Below are 20,495 nucleotides of genomic sequence, written 5' to 3' on the forward strand. Positions count from 1 at the left end.
ATTTTAAACGCAAAAACTTTTCTTTTTTTATAAAAGCTAATAGAAGAAAAACTTAGCGTTCTCTGCGTTAAAATTTTTTTATCTCTCCGCAGGTTTTAGAATTGATTATCTGTTTTTCTGTAAATTGCCGTTATGAAAAAAATATTCCTCATCATAAGTTTGTTGTTGATATTATCCTGCAAAGACAAGAAAGAAGTTTGGGCAGCAAGAATCTCGAATGCTGAAAAAGCAGTAGAAATTATTCCTGAAGAAAAACCCCGCAGCGAAATCAAAGACATTGAGTACAATACTTATTATAAAGAAGCTCAACAATATTGCAAACGTAATAACCTCAATCAGAATACATTTTTTCTGATCGACTTAGGCATACATTCTGGTTTAAAGAGATTTTTTGTGTATGATTTTAAAAAGAATAAAATAACAAAATCATATATGGTAAGCCACGGCTGCGGCGATAATAGCTGGGGCGCAACGATGTCTAAAGAAAATGCACCAATAAGCAATGAATTCGATTCGCATTGTTCGTCGATAGGTAAATTTATTATTTTGGATCGTGGAGTGAGTCAGTGGGGAATAAAAGTAAATTATGTTTTGCAGGGAAAAGAAAAAACAAATTCGCATGCCAGAAGCCGCGCTATAGTGTTGCATTCCTGGGAAGCCATTTCAAGCGACGAAGTCTATCCTAAAGGAACTCCGGAAGGTTGGGGATGTCCCGCAGTTTCTAATATAGATATGAAAGAAATTGATAAACTCCTGAAAGAAAATAAAAAAGTCCTGATGTGGATTGTTAAATCATAAAGCTGGTTTAAATCCCAATCTGATTGTCTTATGAAAATAAAAATATCTCGTATAGCCCTGATCGAAATGGCATCCTTTTGCTGTGGGGTTCACAGCAAAAGATATAGTGGAGAGCAGGACAAAATGTCTTTCGGGATAAAACTTCTGCTCCTGAAAAAAATTACTGCACTCTAAATTTTTCGCGATATTCTATGGGTTTCATGCCCACCATTTTAAAGAATACTTTACGAAATGCTTTTGGATCATTGTAACCGGTTTTTTCGATAATTTCTGAAATTGAAAGCTGGGTTTGTTCCAGATATTTCTTCGAACTTTCTACCCTTATATTTTGCAGATATTCAATTGGCGGAATTCCCGTAACTTGTTTGAATCGTCGTGTCATGTTTCGGGCGCTTGTGGGGATATCTTTGGTGATTTCTTCCAGTTTTTCGATAGTTTGATACTGACTTTCTATTTTTTGCTGCAACATCGCAACCAAAGCATCGTTGTGCAAATGATTGGGTCTGAAAGTACTAAAATAGCTTTGTTTGTATCGGTTTAAATCAATCGAGAAAATCTTGGCGATCTGAACGGCAATCTCGTTTCCGCAATATTTCTGAACTAAAAGAATCAATAAATGAAAGGTTGAGGTTGAGCCGCCGCTGGTATATAAACTGCCATCTGCCGTTAGAGTTTCTTCGGCTTTTAGTTTTACTAACGGAAAAGCTTTTGTAAACGCACTACAAGCATCAACATGAGTTGTAGCCAATTTTTCGTTTAATAATCCTGAAGCCGCAAACAAAAAAGCACCGGTACAAAAACTCGCCAATTCGGCTCCGGATTGATGTTGTTTTTTGAGCCAGGGAATAAAATTCTTGTTCTTGGCGATCATTTCGCTCATATTATCTGTAGTAAAAGCAGGGATTAAAATCAGATCTAAAACTTCAGCCGAATCTTCAATGGCGTTCACTTCGTACCCAAACAAACGTTCTTCGTTGATTTGTTCGGAAGATTGAAATATCATAATTTCAAAATATTTATCTCCTTTAGAAAGTTTATTAGCCGTTTCAAAAACTTCTAAAATAGCAGCTATACTTAATAATTTATAGTCATGGGGTACAATTAAGCCTATTTTCTTACTCATAATGATTTGTATTTTAGAAAAATGATAACATGCAAAAATAGCTAATTTGTCTTAAATGACCCTAAAGTTGACTTTTAATGTATGTTAAAGCTTTGTGTAATGTTTTAAATTTGTTTAATAAATTTTGTAAGTTTATGTATTAACTAGTATAAATTTAAGAAAAACACAATGATAACAGTACAAAATACGATTAATGCATCGATAGACAAAGTTTGGGAATTCTGGACACAACCTGAACACATTAAAAATTGGAGTTTTGCTTCGGCAGAATGGCATACGCCTTATGCAGAAAATGATTTAAGGGTAGGAGGAAAATTCAAATCGACCATGGCGGCAAAAGATGGCAGCATGAGTTTTGATTTTGGAGGTGAATATACTTTGGTCGAAAAAAATAAAGCGATTGAATATGTAATGGAAGATGGCAGAAAAGTTGAGATTACTTTTACAGAAACCCCGGACGGAGTAGAAATTATAGAAAGCTTTGATCCTGAAACTCAAAATTCAGACGAAATGCAACAAGGAGGCTGGAACGCAATTCTGGATAATTTTAAAAGTTATGTAGAGCAAAATTAGTTTTTTTTAGGTTCAAAGTGACAGAGTTGCAAAGGAACAAAGTTTTTAAGTTTAGTAAAAAAAGCTTTGTGCCTTAGTGCCTTTGCGGCAAAAGACAATCATACTTAAATTTCCTTATATAACTGATATGGTTTAAAATAATAAAAAAAAACAAAAAACTATGGCAAAACAAATATGGCTGAATTTGCCAGTCAAGGATGTGGCAAAAGCAAAAGATTTTTTCTGGAAAATAGGTTTTTCTTTTAATGAGCAACATGATACGCCCAACTCAACATGCATGGTCGTAGGTGAATCACATTTTGTTGTTATGCTTTTTGAAGAATCATTATTTACAGGTTTCTCTCAAAACAAACTGACAGATACGCAATCAAGTTCAGAAGTTTTGATTTCGATTGATGCAGAAAGTGTTTCAGAAGTTGATGAATTAGCAAAAAAAGTTGAAGAAGCCGGCGGAACGATTTTTTCTCCTCCGGTAGAAAGTCAAGGCTGGATGTATGGCTTTGGTTTTGCAGATTTAGACGGTCATCGCTGGAATGTTTTATTTATGGATTTTAGTAAATTATCATAATTATGGAAACATTAGAATTTAAAATCAGAATCAAAGCTCCGGCCGAAAAAGTGTGGTCGGTTTTATGGAACGATGAAACTTATAAAAAATGGACAGGAGTTTTTTGTGAAGGATCATATACCATAACGGATTGGAATCAAGGTGATAAAGTGCATTTCATGTCTCCCAATGGAGAAGGAATGTATAGTATTATTGAAACTAAAATTCCAAATGAATATATGGCTTTTAAACATTTAGGCGAAATAAAAGACTTTAAAGAGTTGCCTATTACCGAAGAAACAAAAAAGTGGAGCGGGTCAATGGAAACCTATCGACTGACTCCGGATGATGAATTTATAGATTTAGTCGCTCAGGTTGATACGGTCGAAAAGTATATCGATTATTTTAAAGGAGTTTTCCCGAAAGGATTAGAGGTTGTGAAAGAATTATCGGAAGAAAGAGAATAGAAGAAAGAGAATAGAAGAAAGAGAATAGAAGAAAGAGAATAGAAGAAAGAGAATAGAGGAAAGAGAATAGAGGAAAGAGAATAGAGGAAAGAGAATAGAGGAAAGAGAATAGAGGAAAGAGAATAGAGGAAAGAGGATAGAAGATAGAAGAAAGAGGATAGAAGAAAGAGGATAGATTGCAATAAACAACAAACAATAAGTAATCATGGCAACATCAGTAAACCCTTATTTAATATTTAATGGGAATTGCGAAGAAGCATTTCTGTTTTATAAATCAGTTTTTGGAGGCGAATTTCCGTATATCGGAAAATTCAAAGACATGCCTGCAAATGAAGACGGCGGCTGTGCCGAAATATCAGAGAAAGATGCTAATAGAGTAATGCATGTTTCATTGCCCATTGGAGATACTATTTTGATGGGAAGTGATAGTAACGAGCAATCCGGAGACGTAGCTTTTGGCGGAAATTTTTCAGTATCTATAAATGTTGAAACCACAGAAGAAGCAGATAGAATCTTCAACGGACTTTCGGCAAACGGAACGATTTACATGCCCATGAATAAAACTTTCTGGGGAGCTTATTTCGGAATGTTCAAAGATAAATTCGGCATAAGCTGGATGGTGAATTTCGATGAAAATCAAAAATAATTTTTTTTGTCGCCACGAATTTTAATTGCTTAATTCCTGAATTCGTGGCGGAAAAAATAACCTGACTTGTTACGTTATTTCGATAGTAAAGTATTATTGTTAAATTACTCAATAAAGCGCATTCTTATGTGCTTTTTCTTTTCAAAAAAACAAACAATATTCTTTTTTATCAACAATAGATTGCCGATTTTTGTCGCTTCTTAAAATCAATAGATAAAATGGCAATAGAAGGTAAAGAGATTATTTTATTAAAAGTCTCAGGACATGATAAAATAGGAGTAACAGCAGGTTTAACAGCCGTATTGGCTACTTACGATGCCAATATTTTAGATATTGGTCAGGCTGATATTCATGACACACTTTCTTTAGGGATTTTGTTTGAAATCGAAGCCGGTTCAACTTCAGGTCCCGTTTTAAAAGACTTATTGTTTAAAGCCTATGAACTGGGAGTTAAGGTAAAATTTATTCCAATTTCTGTAGAAGATTACGAAACCTGGGTAAAATCACAATCAAAACAACGTTATATCATCAATATTTTAGGAGAGAAACTGGCAGCTTCACAATTGGCAGCAGTAACTAAAATAATGTCAGATCAAAACCTGAATATCGATTCTATTATCAGATTAACAGGCAGAACTTCTATTGTTGAAAAAGAAGAATATCCGCGTTCTTGTATACAATTATCCGTTACAGGCGAAATTGTAAATAAGATCATCATGACAGCAAGTTTCATGGAGATTTCAAGAACTTTAAATGTTGATATTTCGTTTCAGGAAGATAATATTTACAGACGAAACCGTCGTTTGGTATGCTTCGATATGGATTCAACTTTAATCCAGACCGAAGTTATCGATGAACTAGCAGAACTAAATGGAGTAGGAGATCAGGTTCGTGCGATTACAGAATCGGCAATGAATGGCGAAATAGATTTCAACGAAAGCTTCAAACAGCGTATGGCTTTGTTGGAAGGTTTAAGCGAAGATGTTTTACAAAATGTTGCCATCAATTTACCTATTACAAAAGGTGCGCATCGTTTGATGAAAGCCCTAAAATATTACGGCTATAAAACGGCCATTCTATCCGGAGGATTCACCTATTTTGGAGAATACCTGCAAAAAGAATTGGGGATCGATTACGTTCATGCCAATCAGTTAGAAATAAAAGACGGTAAATTAACCGGTAAATATTTAGGTGAAATCGTAGACGGACAAAAGAAGGCCGAATACCTAAAAGCCATTGCTGAAAAAGAAGGAATCCACATCAATCAAACCATCGCAGTAGGAGACGGAGCCAACGATTTACCAATGCTAAATTTAGCCGGTTTAGGAATCGCTTTTCACGCAAAACCAAAAGTAAAAGAAAGTGCATCAACTTCAATTTCAAGTCTTGGACTTGATGGAGTTTTATACTTATTGGGTTATCACGACCGATATATTGATATGATGTAATCTCATTTTTGTCATTTCGAGGAACGAGAAATCCTCGTAATAAACTCTACAATCAAATTCAAAACAAACAAACCTTAGTTTTTCAATAAAAGCTAAGGTTTTTTTTATGGGCATGCCCCTTTGGGTGCTTCCGCCCTTACAGGGCTTAAATTATAATCGTTTTCATTCATAGTGCTTAGCACCATGCTATTGCTAAAGCTCTTTCAGAGCAATACGTTTCGGACACTTATAGCTTGTCGATCGCACACACAACCAAGTAAAAATTTTAAAATTGATTCTTCTCACGAGCGAGACATTTGCGCCAGCGAGAAGTTTTGTTTTGAATAGCCTACTGCTTTAGCTGGAGGAAATTAATAGAAATGAATCAAGGCTTTAGTCAAATTAATCACGGCTGTAGAATTTGGCTAAAGCCAATTGTAATTGTATTTTGTACCACTAGCTGAAGCTAGTGGCTATTAAGCAAGAATTTATTTTATACGACAATACATTTGCGAAGCTTTCGCCAACAATATATAATTAGTGAAAATTCGTGAAATTAGTGTTTAAGCACACACATCTCCTTCAACTGCTCCAAATAATCCCTTTGATTCGAAAGTCTCGGAATTTTATGCTGTCCGCCTAGTTTGTCTCTTTCCTTCAACCAATCATAAAATAAGTTTTCACGAGCTACATTAATCACTAGAGGATTCAGCGTCATATTATTGTGGCGTTTGGCTTCGTAATCAGAATTTAAAGTCTGTAACGTTTCATCCAGCACTTTCTGAAAAAGACCAACATCAGCCGGTTTTTTCTTGAACTCGATCATCCATTCGTGTGCACCTTTTTCTTTGTCCTGCATAAAAATAGGAGCAACCGTATAATCGATGACTTCCGTTTGGGTAATTTGGCAGGCTTTGGCAATCGCCTGATCGGTATTTTCGACCATTAATTCTTCACCAAAAACATTAATATGATGTTTGGTTCTACCTGTAACACGAATTCTGTATGGGTTTAAAGAAGTAAAACGAACCGTATCGCCAATCAAATAACGCCATAAGCCCGAATTGGTTGTAATAACAATAGCGTAGTTTTTATTCAGTTCAACATCAGCCAGACGAACTACTTTTTGATCCGGAGTTCCAAAAGTATCCATTGATATAAATTCGTAGAAAATGCCGTAATCCAGCATCAATAATAAGTCGCTGGAATTATTCAAATCCTGAATAGCAAAGAAACCTTCAGAAGCATTATATATTTCGTAATATTTGAAATCTTTACTTGGTAATATTTTCTTGTATTGTTCTTTATAAGGAGAAAAACTTACGCCTCCGTGAAAGTAAACTTCCAGATTAGGCCATATTTCAAGTAAACTTTCTTTACCGGTATTTTCTAAAACCTTATTCATTAAAACCAACATCCACGAAGGAACTCCCGCAAAACTCGTTACGTTTTCGTTTTTGGTTTCGTTTATAATGGCGGCAATTTTAGCTTCCCATTCGGTCATCAACGAAGTTTTGTTGCTTGGCGTGCTGCTGAATTCAGCCCAAATAGGCATATTTTCAATCAAAATAGCCGATAAATCTCCAAAGAACGTATTGTTGTTTTCGTAAATCTGAGAACTTCCACCCAGGCGAAGACTTTTTCCTAAAAATAATTCCGAGTCTTCGTTGTTGTTCAAATACAAACAAAGCAAATCTTTACTTCCTTTATAATGACAATCTTCAAGAGCCTCATTACTTACCGGAATAAATTTACTTTTGGCATTTGTAGTTCCGCTTGATTTTGCAAACCATTTGATCGGAGTTTCCCAAAAAACACCTTGTTCTCCCTGACGTGTACGTTCTATTAAAGGTTGTAATTCTTCATAAGTAGCAATAGGAACCCTTTCAGCAAAAGTAGCATACGAGGTAATCGATCCAAAATCATATTGTTTTCCTATAATGGTATTCTCAGAGGCCGTCAATAAATTGTGCAAGAGTTCTTCCTGAACTTCGTTGGGATATTTTAGAAAAAGTTCTATTTGATGTATCCTTTGTTTCAGGACCCAAGAGGCAAACGAATTGATTATTGATAAGGGCATGAGTTAAATTTTAGATTGCTGATTTTAGATTTTTAGATTCTTTTGATATGAAAATCAAAAAATATAAAATTTGAATATCGATCGACAAATACTAACTTTGCCGTTGTATCAAAAATAGTGTTTTTTTGTAAAAAACAGTTCTATAAAAGTAAAGATTCCAATTGATGATTGGAATTTTAACAAATAAAAGTTCACAATACAGAGCAAAGCTAATATCTGAAATCTACAATCTAAAATTCTTATGACATATCAAGGTGTACTTACAAAAATGCAAACTGAACTAGGTAACCCAATTCAATATTATTTGGTTTTCGAAGATAGTTTTCTCAATATGAACCAGCTTTTAGATAAAGAGATTGAGATAAATTTTGCAGGTTACGAATGCTTGAATTGTCATAAAAAGAAAAAAATATTCCGTCAGGGATTTTGCTACGATTGCTTTTACTCCAGTCCTGCAGTGGGCGACTGGATCATGAGACCGGAATTAAGCACGGCACATTTAGGTATTGCAGATCGTGATCTTGAGTACGAACAAAAAGTACAATTGCAGCCTCATGTTGTTTACCTGGCTTTGGCGAGCGAAGTAAAAGTGGGTGTAACCCGTAAAACTCAGGTTCCAACCCGTTGGATCGATCAGGGGGCAACACAGGCAATTGCAATTGTTGAGGTGCCTAATCGTTATTTAGCCGGAATTACAGAGGTCGCATTAAAAGATCATTATACAGATAAAACCAACTGGAGAAAGATGCTTCAAAATACCAGCGGAACTTTTGATCTTCTGGCTGAAAAAATAAAGGTGGAAAGCTTAATTCCTGATGAAGCCAAAGAGTATTTCTATTCTCAAAAAAATGATTTATATGAACTGCATTATCCGGTTCTAAATTATCCTGCAAAAGTAGCAAGTTTAAATCTGGATAAAACCCCATCTTTTCAGGGAAAATTAATAGGAATTAAAGGCCAGTATTTAATTTTTGAAAACGGAACTGTTTTTAATGTTCGCAGTTCAGAAGGTTATATTGTCACAATAAACGTCTAGCGTAATAGGTTATTCATCGGGTTTTATTGGTTAACCGTCTAGTATTTATTTGCTTACAAAATAATTTACCTAATTTTAAATCGCTTTCAAGTAGCTGAATATGTGAATGTTGATACATTTACTTACAATTTTGTAATAATAGCTTATTGAAAGAATTTAATTTTAAAAAATAAAAGAGACTAGTTTTAAACTAGTTAAACCGCTTTGTTTTTTTTAAAATTTAAATGAAGATTTAATAATGCTTAAATTATTTACAAGATGGCCATTCTCAATAAAATAAATGTTTTTAGACGCGGCTTAATGCGCAATCTGACTAAGAATATTGGAAAAGCAAGATCACAAGAAGATATCATTTTAGTGGATAAAAATGATATAAAAAGAATCCTGATCTGCAGACCAAACGGAAGATTAGGAAACTTATTATTGATTACGCCTCTCGTTCAGGAAGTCACAGAAATATTTCCAAATTGTAAAGTAGATTTGTTTGTTAAGGGAACGTTAGCTCCAATCATTTTCGAAAATTATGATAACATTGATAAAATAATCGACTTACCCAGAAAGCCCTTCAAAAGTTTATTGAAATACCTGAATGTCTGGATTTCAATCAAAAAACAAAATTATGATATTGCCATCAATGTCGATCAAAACTCTTCTTCAGGTCGTTTAGCAGTTCAGTTTTCAAATGCCAAGTATAAATTTTTTGGAGATGCAAATGAAGAAACCCAATTGGTAAAAAATGATTACGACCATATTGCCAAATATCCTGTTTATAATTTTCGAAATTATCTAACCAAACTCAGATTTCCGAAAACCAATAAAATAATAGCTCCTTTAGACCTTAAATTATCTTCTTCTGAAATTACCGAAGGCAAGAGAATTTTAAATAATTTATTTCATAACGATAAAAGAACAATCTGCATATTTACTTACGCAACAGGCGAAAAATGTTTGTCTGAAGAATGGTGGGGAAGATTTTATACGCAGCTTAAAGAAGAATACAAAAATTTTAATATTATAGAAATACTTCCTGTAGAAAATGTTTCGCAAATTGCTTTTAAGGCACCTACATTTTATAGTAAGGATATTCGCGAGATAGGAGCTGTAATTGCCAATGCTGATTTATTTATTGGTGCCGATAGCGGTATTATGCATTTGGCCAGTGCTGTACAAACCCCAACAATAGGATTGTTTTCTATTTCGAAAATGGAAAAATACGAGCCTTACGACAATTCAAGTATCGGAATAGATGTCAAATTATATACTAAAAAAGATTATCTAAAAGTAATCAATTCAATTTTGAACAACGGAAAAGTAAACAGTTATTCAAAAGCGATTTAATAAAATTATACATAACAAAAAGAGGCATCTATTACAACAGATGCCTCTTTTTTTTGTTTAAATTTTTGTTTTATTTTTTCTTGAATAAACCATTTATTAAGTCGCTCGCTTTTTTCGTAGCTTCTTGCGTTTTCTGCTCTTTTTCTGTTTTTGCAGCCTGTGTAGTGTCTTTTGCTTTTGTATTCTTATTGATCAGGTCAGTAAGAGCCGAAGTACCTTTTTGAGTCAGCTTTTCTTTTTGCTGATTTACCAATTGAGTGGTTAAACTTGTAACAGCCGTTTTCATATCTGTAGAAATCTTCGGGTTAGAAAAATTACCTGTAATCAAGGCATTTATCGGAATGTTTTGCAGTTTTGCAGCATCCGCCGGAGACATTTTAGCAATAAAGGCGTTGGCCTCGGTTCCTAAATATTTTGCCGGTACATCTAACTTCAAATTGTAATTCATGGTTTGATCGAAACCATGAGTTCCGCCAACAGTTACTTTAATATCCTGATATTTAATATCAAATGGTTTTACGTTTACTTTTCCGTTATCGAAAGTTAGCGCCGCTTTAATATCATTTAAATTCACCTTGCTCATATCAAGAAATTTGATATTTGAAGTTAAGGCATTTAATACCGTTGAATTTTTAGCATTTACAGTTGTCGAAAGCAATTGTCCGATTAAATCTCCTGAAATCGATTTTAAATCCGGAGTAAGTTCATTAGCATCAAGATTTCCGTTCAGTTTAATAGTCGAATTCAGTTTTCCGTTAATGATTCCTGCAATTGGAGCAATCTTTTTCATCATGTCCAGTTGTGTAAAAGTCTGAGCAATATCAACCTGATTAAAACCTAAATTCATATCAAAAGTAGGTACTTTCGCTTTTGTAGAAACCGTTCCTGTAAGACCAATTGTTCCTCCAAAAATAGATGTTTTAAAGTTTTCTAAAGTTGCTTTTTCATCCTTAACAATCAATTTTCCTGAAACAGCAGTTAGTTTTAAATTGTCATACAAAACCGTGTTTGCTTTTGCATTTATGGTACAATTTAAAAAAGCAGGAATCTTCATTGCATCCGCAGGTTTTGCCGGTGTTGCTTTTGTTTCTCCTTCTTTTCCAGTTGCAGTTCCCGTTTTAGCAGGTTCACCGGCAGTCATAAAATCGTCAACAGCTAACTGGTTCGAACTCATATTGAAGTTTCCTCTAAGTTCTTGTTTCTTAAACATAAAACCATAGAAATTTTCTAAAACTCCATTAATGCTCAAATCACTTTTTCCGGTTGTAGCATCAAATTTTTTCAGGTTAATTGTACTTGGGTTAAACTCAACCAAAGCTGTACTAATGTTCATCGATTTGTTGTTTTCGTCAGTATATTTAAATCCTGACAAACTCATCGTTCCTGCGTTTTTTATGTTTTGATATTGGCTTTTTTCTACAGATGCCATATCAAATTGTGTCGTTACATCGGCTTTTAAAATACCCGCAAGAGGTTTATCCATCTTAATAGGATACGCTTTCGAAAGATTGGCTAAATTGATAGTTCCTTTTAATGCCGCATCTAAAAACGGATTTACTGTTATGTTTTTAATATTTGCTTTAGCATTAAAAACATCCTGATCGATTCTAAAAGATAGTTTATCTAAATTCACGTAAGTGTCATTTAGAATCCCCGTTTCATTGATGATTTTCGTATCGATTACAATATTCTGAACCGATTTTGGCAAATTAGGATATTGAAAAGAAGCATTATTAGAAGCAATTGCAATGTTGAATTTAGGAACAGTCGTATCCGTAAGTTCTCCTTTTGCAAAACCAACAACGGTAAAATCTCCGGTAGTTTTTACGCCATCAAGGCTTGAAGCATATGCAGAAGGAATTAATCTTAAGAAGTTGGTAAACGATGAGGTTGGCGTTTTAAACTTTAAATCATAAACCTGACCTTTCTCTACCATCTGGATAAATCCGTCAAATTCTAATGGCAATTGGTTGATTAAAGCTTTATTTTCTTTAAAAGTATATTTACTTTGTTCTAAATCAATTCCAAGAACAGCATCCAGAGTCAGTTTTACATTTTTCATGTAATTCATTTTATCCATATCCAAAGAAACTTTGGCGGTAGATTTTGTTGTCAAATCTAATTTAGAATTGGTAAAATCTCCTGTTCCTTCGTGGTTCAGACTATCAATGACCATTTTTATTTTAGAACCCTGGTCGATATATCTAAAAGTGAAATTCTCGATTTTATAATTCTGGATTTTTAAAGAAAGTGGTTTGCTTGCTTCATCCGTTTTTGTTTCCTTTTTATCTTTTAAGGCAATATCAAAGTTACCAAGACCATCTTTATTAAAAATAATATTGATTAAACCATTTGTAGAGCTTATTCCCTGAATGCTCAAAGGTTCATCTTTTCCTTTAAAAAGTTCTTTGATGCTCATTTTTAAGTTCAGTTCGCCTAACGAAACCAATGTATCACCTTCAAAAGGAGCTTTGTTGATGATAACCAGTTTTTCGATCCCTACAGTTGCATTCGGGAAATTCCTGAATAAACTTAAATCAGCATCAGCAAAACTTACTTTTGCATCAACACTTTCGTTGATAGCATCAGCAATTTTAGCTTTTATCTGATCTTTAAAGAAATACGGAATGGCAAATAATGCGGCTACAATCACCACGAGAACGATGGCTGTAATTTTTAAAATTTTCTTTAACATATTAATAGATTTGAGAGTTTTAATTTTTTAAATGAGCTTACACAAAAATAGTTTTTTTTGATTGAGATCAAAGCTAAAGTTTTTATAAAAAAGTAGGAATATATTTATTTTATTAAAAAATAAAAAATCCGTTTGAATATAAGTTCAAACGGATTTTTAATGATTTTATGATTTCGATTATTTTTTAATGAAAGAAATAATCTTGTTGGTCATGATTTCTGAGATTGGTAAACTTTCATTATTATAACTTTCCATATTCGCCTGAGTGTCACCTTCGATAGTTTTCATGATGTGATTCATTTTGTCTACAATCAAAAGTTCGGCATTTGTATTGGCTTGCGATAAAAGTTCAGCGTCTTTTACTGTAACTTGTAAATCCTTATTTCCTTGCAAAATTAAAACAGGAATTTTTAAAGCTTTAATCTCTGCTTGTGGATTATATTTAAACCAGGAAATTAAATAAGGCTGAATACTTGGTCTAAAAAGAGAATTGAGCATTGGATCAATTTTTTGTGCATAGTGTCCGCTTTTCAGACTATCAATAATAGGAAAAGTCATTTCCTCTAATTGTTTGTTTGATTTTGATGCGATTTGCGCTTTAATCAATTTATCAGCAGATTCTCCGGGGCCGGCAATAGAAATAAATTTATTGGCTTTGGCTCCGGCAATCATTCCTATTAAAGAACCTTCGCTGTGCCCGATAACAATTACTTCAGAAAAACGTCTGTCTTGTTTTAATAGATTTATCCAGCTTTTGGCATCCTCAGTATAATTTTCGAATACCAAAGTTTGTTCTGTAACTGCTGAAGCTTTGCTTTCGCCAATTCCCCTTTTGTCGTATCGTACTGATGCAATCCCTTTTTTTGCCAAAGCTTCTGCCAGCATTTTTAGCGAATTGTTTTTCATCATCGGATTATTTCCGTTTCGATCTGTTGGTCCTGAACCAGAAATGATTAATGCCACCGGATATTTCGTTGTGAGATCCGGAGTGGTCAGCGTACCAAAAATCTGATCGATATTAATTTTTAATATTAAAGGAGATTCTTTAAACGTAAGTTCTTTTTTATCCTGAGCATTTACAAAACCCAGAAATAAAAGAGCAGCAAGAGCAAATAATTTGTTCATTTTATAAAATGTAATTATTTAATATTTAATCCAAAAGGAAGCATTGCCTGAACTCCTTTTTGTTTCTGAAGTCTTTTTACCTGCTCGATAAGCATATAATTTTCTTCACCAATTTCTTCTTTTATAAAAGCTTCTTTCGATTGTGCAAAAGGCAAACCTGAAAGGATATCATTGAATGTTTTTTCGTATTCAGGATAGTTTTGTGTGCTGTATGATTTTACTTTGGCAATTCTTGCAGCTTCGGCAATAGCATCATTTAATCCTCCAATTTTATCCACCAAGCCAATTTTCAAAGCCTCAGATCCTGACCATACTCTTCCTTGTGCAATAGCATCAACCTGAGCAAAAGTCATTTTTCGACCTTCGGCAACATGCGTTACAAAAGTGTTATAAATGTGCTCAACACCTTCTAAAGTAAAAGCTTTGAATTTTTCGTCAACAGGCACAAACGGACTATAATTAGCCGAGTTTTCGTGTGTTTTTACCTGCTCAGTATTAATTCCTAATTTATTGGCTAAAGGGCTAAAGTTTGGTAAAATTCCAAAAACACCAATAGAACCGGTAATAGTATTGCTTTCTGCAAAAATGGTATTGGCATTACAAGCGATATAATATCCTCCTGAAGCCGCATAATTACCCATAGAAACTACGACAGGTTTTACTTTTTTGGTAATTTCAATTTCTCTCCAGATCAGGTCAGAAGTTAAAGCACTTCCTCCGGGACTGTCAATTCTAAGCACGATTGCTTTTACATCTTCATTTTTACGTGCTTCTTGTAGCGAACGACGCATAGAACCTTCACCAATCACAGTAACATCTCCTTCGCCGCTTTGTATTTCGCCTTGAGCGTAAATAATCGCAATTTGATCAGTTGCTGTATTTGTTAAAGCAGTTGTAACGTTATTTTGAGTATAATCTAAAATCGAAATCTTATTATAATCGTCATCGCCGGTTACTTTCAGGGCTTTTTTAATGGCATTATGGTACACATCTTCGTAAGCGACAATGTCTACCAAATGTTGTGCTTTTGCCATTTCGGGAGTTCTGGCCAATAAACCGTTTGCAATTTCATTCAATTTATCAAGCGGAATGTTTCTGCTTTTTGAAATATCAGTAGAAACCGTTGTCCAGATCGAATTTAAAAGTGCGGTAACTTGTTCTCTGTTAGCATCGCTCATTTTATTTTCTAAAAAGGGCTCAACAGCACTTTTGTATTTTCCGTGACGAATCACTTCCATATGAATGCCTGATTTATCCTGAAAATCTTTGAAGAACATTACTTCAGACGAAAGTCCTTTAAAATCTAAATCACCTGCAGGATTAATGTAAACCGTATTGGCAACAGAGTTTAGATAATATTCTTTTTGAGAATAGGTATTGGCGTAAGCCCACACAAATTTTCCTGATTTTTTGAAACTTTCAAGTGCATTTCTCAAATCTTTATATTGAGCTAATCCTAAAGATGATTCATCATTAAGTATTGAAATTCCTTTGATGTTGTCATCTGTTTTTGCTGCTTCGATAGCATTGATAACATCGGTTAAACCAACTCCTTTTTTATCAGAGAAAACAGTTACCCACGGATCTTTGTATTTTCCGGCATAATCGTTTTGAATTTGTTTTAAATTTAATTCTATAACAGAATCACTTTTGACAGAAACAGTGTCGTCTCCTCCAAAAATAGCTCCAATAAGAATTATTCCAAAAAAGAAGAACATAATAAATACAAAAATACCGACAACTGTGGCAATTACATTTCCTAAAAACTTCATAAGTATATTTTTTTTAATAAGTAGCGAAAAAGGCTGGTTTGTTACAAATGTACTCTAAAAACAAATTATTTAGGATATACAATTAGATCAAATAGTTGTACTTTTTACATTTTTAAATATCTAAATTAAAGATAAGATATTTTGTAGGATAACAGCAATTTTTTAGCAAGTTATAAGAAATAAAAAATCAGAAACAGTTGGTAACTTCTGATTCTGGAATTAAATAATATGGGTAATTCTAAAATAGTTTTAGTTAATTTGCATTTATTATGAAGTCACAGCATCAAGTCGTTTTATCTATAGGGAGTAATCAGGGAAACAGGTTAGCAAACATCGAAAGTTGTATCGATTTGATACATCAGGAAGTAGGAACTGTAATCAGGGTTTCAAAACTATACGAAACTCCCGCCTGGGGTTTTGAAAGCGATGCTTTTTATAACTGTGCTTTGGTTTTACATACTACTTCATCAGCACAAAAAATACTAAATCAGGTTTTAAAAGTCGAAAAACATTTAGGACGAATCCGTTCGAATCAGGAAGGCTATCAATCCCGAATTATCGATATTGATCTAATTGCTTTTGATGATGAAATTATTGATTCTGAAAAACTGAAGATTCCGCATCCTTTAATGCAGAACAGGAATTTTGTTTTGTTGCCGGTTCAGGATTTAAAACTGGATTGGAAACATCCTGTTTTTCAAAAATCGGTTTCAGAATTAATTGCCATTTCACCAGATGAAAGCGTTTGTACAGTAGTTCAGGATTTGAAAAATCCTTTACGCGAAATTGCCTTAGAAACCTTTAATTATATTGCTTTTGAAGGAAATATTGGAGCAGGAAAAACGACTTTGGTTCAAAAAATTGCCGAAGATTTTAATGCCAAAACAGTCTTAGAGCGTTTTGCGGATAATCCTTTTTTACCTAAATTTTATAAAGATCAGAACAGATATGCTTTTCCATTGGAAATGTCTTTTCTGGCAGACCGTTATCAGCAATTATCAGATGATTTGGCACAGTTTGATTTGTTTAAAGATTTCATTGTAGCCGATTATCATATTTTTAAATCGTTGATTTTTGCTAAAATTACTTTGGCAGAAGACGAATATCGTTTGTATAGAAACTTATTCGATATTATTTATAAAGAAATGCCTAAACCTGATTTGTACGTTTATCTGTATCAGAATTCTGAGCGTTTGCTTCAGAATATCAAAAAACGCGGTAGAACATACGAACAAAATATTGAGGCAGAATATTTGGATAAAATCAATAATGGATATCTGGATTATATAAAATCCCAAAAAGACCTCAATGTCCTTATTATAGATGTTTCAGAACGTGATTTTGTAAAAAAGCATGAGGACTATCTTTTTATATTAGATGAAATTCAGAAAAAAATAAATTAATTGGATAATTATAGAGTGTACCTATTGGATAATTGTCGCAATGTATTTCAATTATCTCATTATCTAATTGACACATTTCCTAATTAGAAAGTTATCTCTTCAAAGAAAAATGCCCTTTAAAAACAGGATGAGTACTGTCAATTTTTAACGCATACCAATAATCAGAAGCGGGTAGAGGTGTTTTGTTGAAAGTGCCGTCCCAACTCATTTGAGAGCCTTTTAATTGTGCTATAAGTTTTCCATACCGATCAAAAATAGTTATTTCTGCCTGAGGATAATTTTCCATTCCGGCAACTTCCCAGACATCATTAAAAGAGTCATTATTTGGAGTAAAAAATTCAGGAAAAACCAGAACAACAAAATTTAAGGTATCGCCTCCACAGCCATTTTTGCCTTGAGCAAAAGCAGTTCTTAAACCTGCAGGAATATCATAGAATACATTAGAATCCTGAAAATTTAACCCATCAACTGAATATTCATAATAATCAGCATCGTTGGCAAGATAAATAGTAGCTGTTGTACCGTTTACTGTAACTCGTTTAATTACTGGAATTAAATGTTCGTCAACAATAATCGTTTTTCTACTGGTACAATTTTCGGGAGCAGGACTTGTAACGTCAACGGTGTACGTTCCGCTGGCTGTAACGGTGATTATTTGTGCGGTTTCACCAGTGCTCCATTTATACGTCATTCCGGCAATTCCTGCATCAAGATTAACTTTTTGATACTGACATAAGATTGCAGTTTCATCAGTAACGGCAGGAGGTGTATAGATTACAATGTTAATTGGTGTTCGGGTGGTATTGATACAAGTGCCATTTGAGGCTTCTGCATAATAAGTAGTATTAGATGAAACGGTTGGTGTTGTAAAATTATTTCCGGTATGAATACTATTTCCGCCTATAGAAGATGTAAACCAACTGATTGTGCCCATATTTGAATTAGCTTCGAGAGTTACGCTTCCAGGTCCGCAATTATAAACTGTTGAAGATGTTGCAACCGGTGTTGAAGGCGTGATGTTTACAGTTGCCACAACCGATTTTCTGTTCGATTCGCAACCGGCATCAACATAATAAGTTGTTGTGGTAGTTAGAGTAGGAGTTGTATAAGTGTTTCCTGTCCCTAATAAATTTCCTCCAACAGCAGCATCGTACCAACTAATTGTTGAGCCAGTTGTCGCTGTAGCGCTAAATGTAAAACTTCCGGAATCACACACAGGACTCGGATTTGCGGCAGGTGTTGCAACGGGAATTGTAATTTTGGTACTCGCAGCGATTTCTAAAGTCAATTCGCCAGGCATTCCGCCATATTCTACAACATATCCTTTGGGCTGATAATTGCCGTTTGGATCTCCGTTATTTGATAAGTCATTCCATGATCCTTTTATTCCAATTCCCGGTTGGGTAATATGTGCATATTTTTCGTTTCCACCTTGATTATTTGGTTCTCCGTTGTTCCAGAAAGCAAAATTTGGTGTAGATCCGTTCGCAGTTCCATTCCAGAAAATTGTTCCGGTTTCAGGTCCTGTAACCCATTTCCATACACCTTCAGTCTCGGCATCGCTTCCGCCAATCCAGCCCGTTCCTGAAGCTTGTTCGCCAATCAGTTTAGCTTCATCAGCAGATAAAATAGTGGCGAGATAACCTTGTAATCCGTAATAATCACTGGTTTCGGCAGCCGCTTTTGCCGCGGTCCAGGAAATGCCAATGCTGGGAATAAATAAATAATAATGTTGAGTCGATGGAAGATAATTGGCGTTACCAATCGTGATAGAAAAAGTTTTGGTTCCGGAAGCGGCAGCCGAAGAATTAGAGAATACTACATCTTTTATTGCAGATTCTAAATCACTATATAAAACATTGCCGCCTGTTGCGCTTGATATTTTTAATTTTCCGGCAGTAGCATCCCAACTCGTCGTGATTGAAGGATGTGCTGCAACGTTTATAAGAGCTAATTGATCGAAACCACTGGAATAGCCCGAAGAGATTTGAACATAACCGGCTTCGGTTCCTGTTTCTAATGGATCATGGGTAATTAAAATACTGGTAACAACATTTTTAGTGCTTTGTGGGCAGTACAATTGATCTCCGGTAGCTTTGATTACCGGAGGAATGATAGCAAGACTTAAATTTGAGCTCTTTTTTGTATTTGATTTAATAGTATCATTTGAGAATGTAATTAGATTTATGTTTGAAGATCTAATTTTTTCAAATGAATAAGTCTGATTAAAGATTAAAACAAAAAATATTATGATTATTTTTAAGAAATTGACACTTTTCATTTTATAAAAGTATCAATTTTATAATAACAAAAAAATATATTTCAATTTCTAACATTTAAAGTTTAAATCTGCTCTAAAAATAACATTTTATGAAAGTAAATTCTGCTTTTAAATACTATTTGGCCAGTTTAATTTTTGAAACAAATCCCAAACTACAATTCCTGCACTTACTGCAATGTTTAAGGAGTGTTTTGTTCCTAATTGAGGAATCTCGATACAGCCGTCGCAGATTGCAACTGCTTCCTGAGCAACGCCATAAACTTCATTTCCAAAAACAAGAGCATATTTTTGATTTTTCTCGACTTTAAAATCCTGAAGAAAAACAGAACTTTCAACCTGTTCGATAGCCATGGTTATTACGTTTTCCTTTTTAAGATTTTCAATAACTTCCAATACATTTTCATGATGTTCCCAGGCTACAGTTTCAGTAGCGCCAAGAGCGGTTTTATGAATTTCTTTATTGGGAGGAGTTGCTGTAATACCGCACAAGATTATTTTTTCGACCAAAAAAGCATCAGAAGTTCTAAATACAGATCCAATATTGTGTAGGCTGCGAATGTCGTCTAACACTATTATAAGAGGAGTTTTGTCTGATTTTTTAAAATCTTCAATTGATTTTCTGTCCAGTTCGCTATTTTCGAGTTTTCTCATTGGTGTTGTATTCGGGTCATAAAAAAAGCTTCCAAAGATAAGGAAGCTTTTTCGATTTATTTTATTTTGTTTCTCAGATTAGCTTTTAACAGGATCTGGTAAAACTGTACCTTTAATAGTAAGTACTTTTGTTGGTTGTCCTTCAGCATTAGAAGTTACAGTAACCGTTTTTGTAAAAGTACCAACTCTGTCAGTAGCATATTTTACACCAATAATACCTTTAGCACCCGGAGCGATTGGCTCTTTTGGAGTTGTTGGTACAGTACAACCACAAGATCCCTGTGTATTTGTAATGATTAATGGTTTTGTTCCGTTGTTTACAAAAACGAATTCACGTTTTCCATCAGCATTGTGAGCGATAGTTCCGTAATCGATAGTTTCTGTTTCGAAAGCCATTCCAGCTCCTTCAACTTTAGCAACCTTAGCAGCTTTAGCTGTTGTTTTCTTAGCTTGAGCGTTAGAAGCAGTAATTCCAACCACAGCTAACATAGCGAATAAAATTATTTTTTTCATCTTTAGAATCTTTGTTTTAA

General features: G+C 34.2%; 17 protein-coding genes. 9 read left to right on the forward strand and 8 right to left on the reverse strand.

Going from position 1 to position 20,495, the window contains the following annotated elements:
• The first annotated feature begins 132 nt into the window (after positions 1 to 132).
• Positions 133 to 798, forward strand: a complete 666-nt coding sequence (locus ACIDC4_RS21350) for a murein L,D-transpeptidase catalytic domain-containing protein (protein ID WP_412044648.1) — start codon at positions 133 to 135, stop codon at positions 796 to 798.
• Positions 799 to 958: 160 nt separating this feature from the next.
• Here ACIDC4_RS21350 and ACIDC4_RS21355 read toward each other — a convergent pair whose 3' ends face one another.
• Positions 959 to 1,921 (reverse strand): GlxA family transcriptional regulator, encoded by a 963-nt coding sequence (locus ACIDC4_RS21355; RefSeq protein WP_412044649.1) that lies wholly within the window; start codon positions 1,919 to 1,921, stop codon positions 959 to 961.
• Between the two features lie 168 nt (positions 1,922 to 2,089).
• Between ACIDC4_RS21355 and ACIDC4_RS21360 the strand changes: the two genes are divergently transcribed.
• From ACIDC4_RS21360 to serB, 5 genes are all read left to right on the forward strand, one after another.
• Complete coding sequence (locus ACIDC4_RS21360; RefSeq protein WP_230035288.1) at positions 2,090 to 2,494, forward strand: SRPBCC family protein; 405 nt, start codon at positions 2,090 to 2,092, stop codon at positions 2,492 to 2,494.
• 160 nt (positions 2,495 to 2,654) lie between these two features.
• Positions 2,655 to 3,062, forward strand: a complete 408-nt coding sequence (locus ACIDC4_RS21365) for a VOC family protein (protein ID WP_412044650.1) — start codon at positions 2,655 to 2,657, stop codon at positions 3,060 to 3,062.
• A 2-nt stretch (positions 3,063 to 3,064) separates the two neighbouring features.
• Positions 3,065 to 3,508: an SRPBCC family protein gene (locus tag ACIDC4_RS21370; RefSeq protein WP_412044651.1), complete on the forward strand. Its 444-nt coding sequence runs from the start codon at positions 3,065 to 3,067 to the stop codon at positions 3,506 to 3,508.
• 205 nt (positions 3,509 to 3,713) lie between these two features.
• Positions 3,714 to 4,154 carry a VOC family protein gene (locus ACIDC4_RS21375; protein WP_230035294.1) on the forward strand — a complete coding sequence of 147 codons (441 nt, stop codon included), beginning with the start codon at positions 3,714 to 3,716 and terminating at the stop codon, positions 4,152 to 4,154.
• Between the two features lie 218 nt (positions 4,155 to 4,372).
• Positions 4,373 to 5,602 (forward strand): phosphoserine phosphatase SerB, encoded by a 1,230-nt coding sequence (gene serB, locus ACIDC4_RS21380; protein WP_194618086.1) that lies wholly within the window; start codon positions 4,373 to 4,375, stop codon positions 5,600 to 5,602.
• Positions 5,603 to 6,137: 535 nt separating this feature from the next.
• Here the strand turns inward: serB and ACIDC4_RS21385 are convergent.
• Positions 6,138 to 7,661: a GH3 auxin-responsive promoter family protein gene (locus ACIDC4_RS21385; protein ID WP_412044652.1), complete on the reverse strand. Its 1,524-nt coding sequence runs from the start codon at positions 7,659 to 7,661 to the stop codon at positions 6,138 to 6,140.
• A 241-nt stretch (positions 7,662 to 7,902) separates the two neighbouring features.
• Between ACIDC4_RS21385 and ACIDC4_RS21390 the strand changes: the two genes are divergently transcribed.
• Positions 7,903 to 8,697 (forward strand): DUF2797 domain-containing protein, encoded by a 795-nt coding sequence (locus tag ACIDC4_RS21390; RefSeq protein ID WP_412044653.1) that lies wholly within the window; start codon positions 7,903 to 7,905, stop codon positions 8,695 to 8,697.
• 258 nt (positions 8,698 to 8,955) lie between these two features.
• Positions 8,956 to 10,035 carry a glycosyltransferase family 9 protein gene (locus ACIDC4_RS21395; RefSeq protein ID WP_412044654.1) on the forward strand — a complete coding sequence of 360 codons (1,080 nt, stop codon included), beginning with the start codon at positions 8,956 to 8,958 and terminating at the stop codon, positions 10,033 to 10,035.
• A 70-nt stretch (positions 10,036 to 10,105) separates the two neighbouring features.
• Here the strand turns inward: ACIDC4_RS21395 and ACIDC4_RS21400 are convergent, their stop codons facing one another.
• The 3 genes from ACIDC4_RS21400 to sppA all read right to left on the reverse strand — a co-directional run bounded on the left by ACIDC4_RS21400 (position 10,106) and on the right by sppA (position 15,627).
• Positions 10,106 to 12,730 carry an AsmA-like C-terminal region-containing protein gene (locus ACIDC4_RS21400; protein WP_412044655.1) on the reverse strand — a complete coding sequence of 875 codons (2,625 nt, stop codon included), beginning with the start codon at positions 12,728 to 12,730 and terminating at the stop codon, positions 10,106 to 10,108.
• Positions 12,731 to 12,907: 177 nt separating this feature from the next.
• Positions 12,908 to 13,855, reverse strand: a complete 948-nt coding sequence (locus tag ACIDC4_RS21405; RefSeq protein WP_412044656.1) for an alpha/beta hydrolase — start codon at positions 13,853 to 13,855, stop codon at positions 12,908 to 12,910.
• Between the two features lie 14 nt (positions 13,856 to 13,869).
• Positions 13,870 to 15,627, reverse strand: a complete 1,758-nt coding sequence (gene sppA / locus ACIDC4_RS21410; protein ID WP_412044657.1) for a signal peptide peptidase SppA — start codon at positions 15,625 to 15,627, stop codon at positions 13,870 to 13,872.
• Between the two features lie 269 nt (positions 15,628 to 15,896).
• Between sppA and folK the strand changes: the two genes are divergently transcribed.
• On the forward strand, positions 15,897 to 17,030 hold the full coding sequence (gene folK / locus ACIDC4_RS21415; RefSeq protein ID WP_412044658.1) for a 2-amino-4-hydroxy-6-hydroxymethyldihydropteridine diphosphokinase: 1,134 nt from the start codon (positions 15,897 to 15,899) through the stop codon (positions 17,028 to 17,030).
• Between the two features lie 91 nt (positions 17,031 to 17,121).
• Here folK and ACIDC4_RS21420 read toward each other — a convergent pair whose 3' ends face one another.
• The 3 genes from ACIDC4_RS21420 to ACIDC4_RS21430 all read right to left on the reverse strand — a co-directional run bounded on the left by ACIDC4_RS21420 (position 17,122) and on the right by ACIDC4_RS21430 (position 20,475).
• A complete protein-coding gene (locus tag ACIDC4_RS21420) occupies positions 17,122 to 19,311 on the reverse strand; it encodes a T9SS type B sorting domain-containing protein (RefSeq protein ID WP_412044659.1) in 2,190 nt (729 codons plus the stop codon).
• A gap of 108 nt (positions 19,312 to 19,419) precedes the next feature.
• A complete protein-coding gene (locus ACIDC4_RS21425; protein ID WP_412044660.1) occupies positions 19,420 to 19,962 on the reverse strand; it encodes an RNA methyltransferase in 543 nt (180 codons plus the stop codon).
• A 78-nt stretch (positions 19,963 to 20,040) separates the two neighbouring features.
• Positions 20,041 to 20,475: a DUF1573 domain-containing protein gene (locus tag ACIDC4_RS21430; RefSeq protein ID WP_065452097.1), complete on the reverse strand. Its 435-nt coding sequence runs from the start codon at positions 20,473 to 20,475 to the stop codon at positions 20,041 to 20,043.
• Positions 20,476 to 20,495 lie beyond the last annotated feature (20 nt).

Source organism: Flavobacterium sp. C3NV (genome assembly GCF_046825355.2).
In the GTDB taxonomy this organism is placed as follows: Bacteria; Bacteroidota; Bacteroidia; order Flavobacteriales; family Flavobacteriaceae; genus Flavobacterium.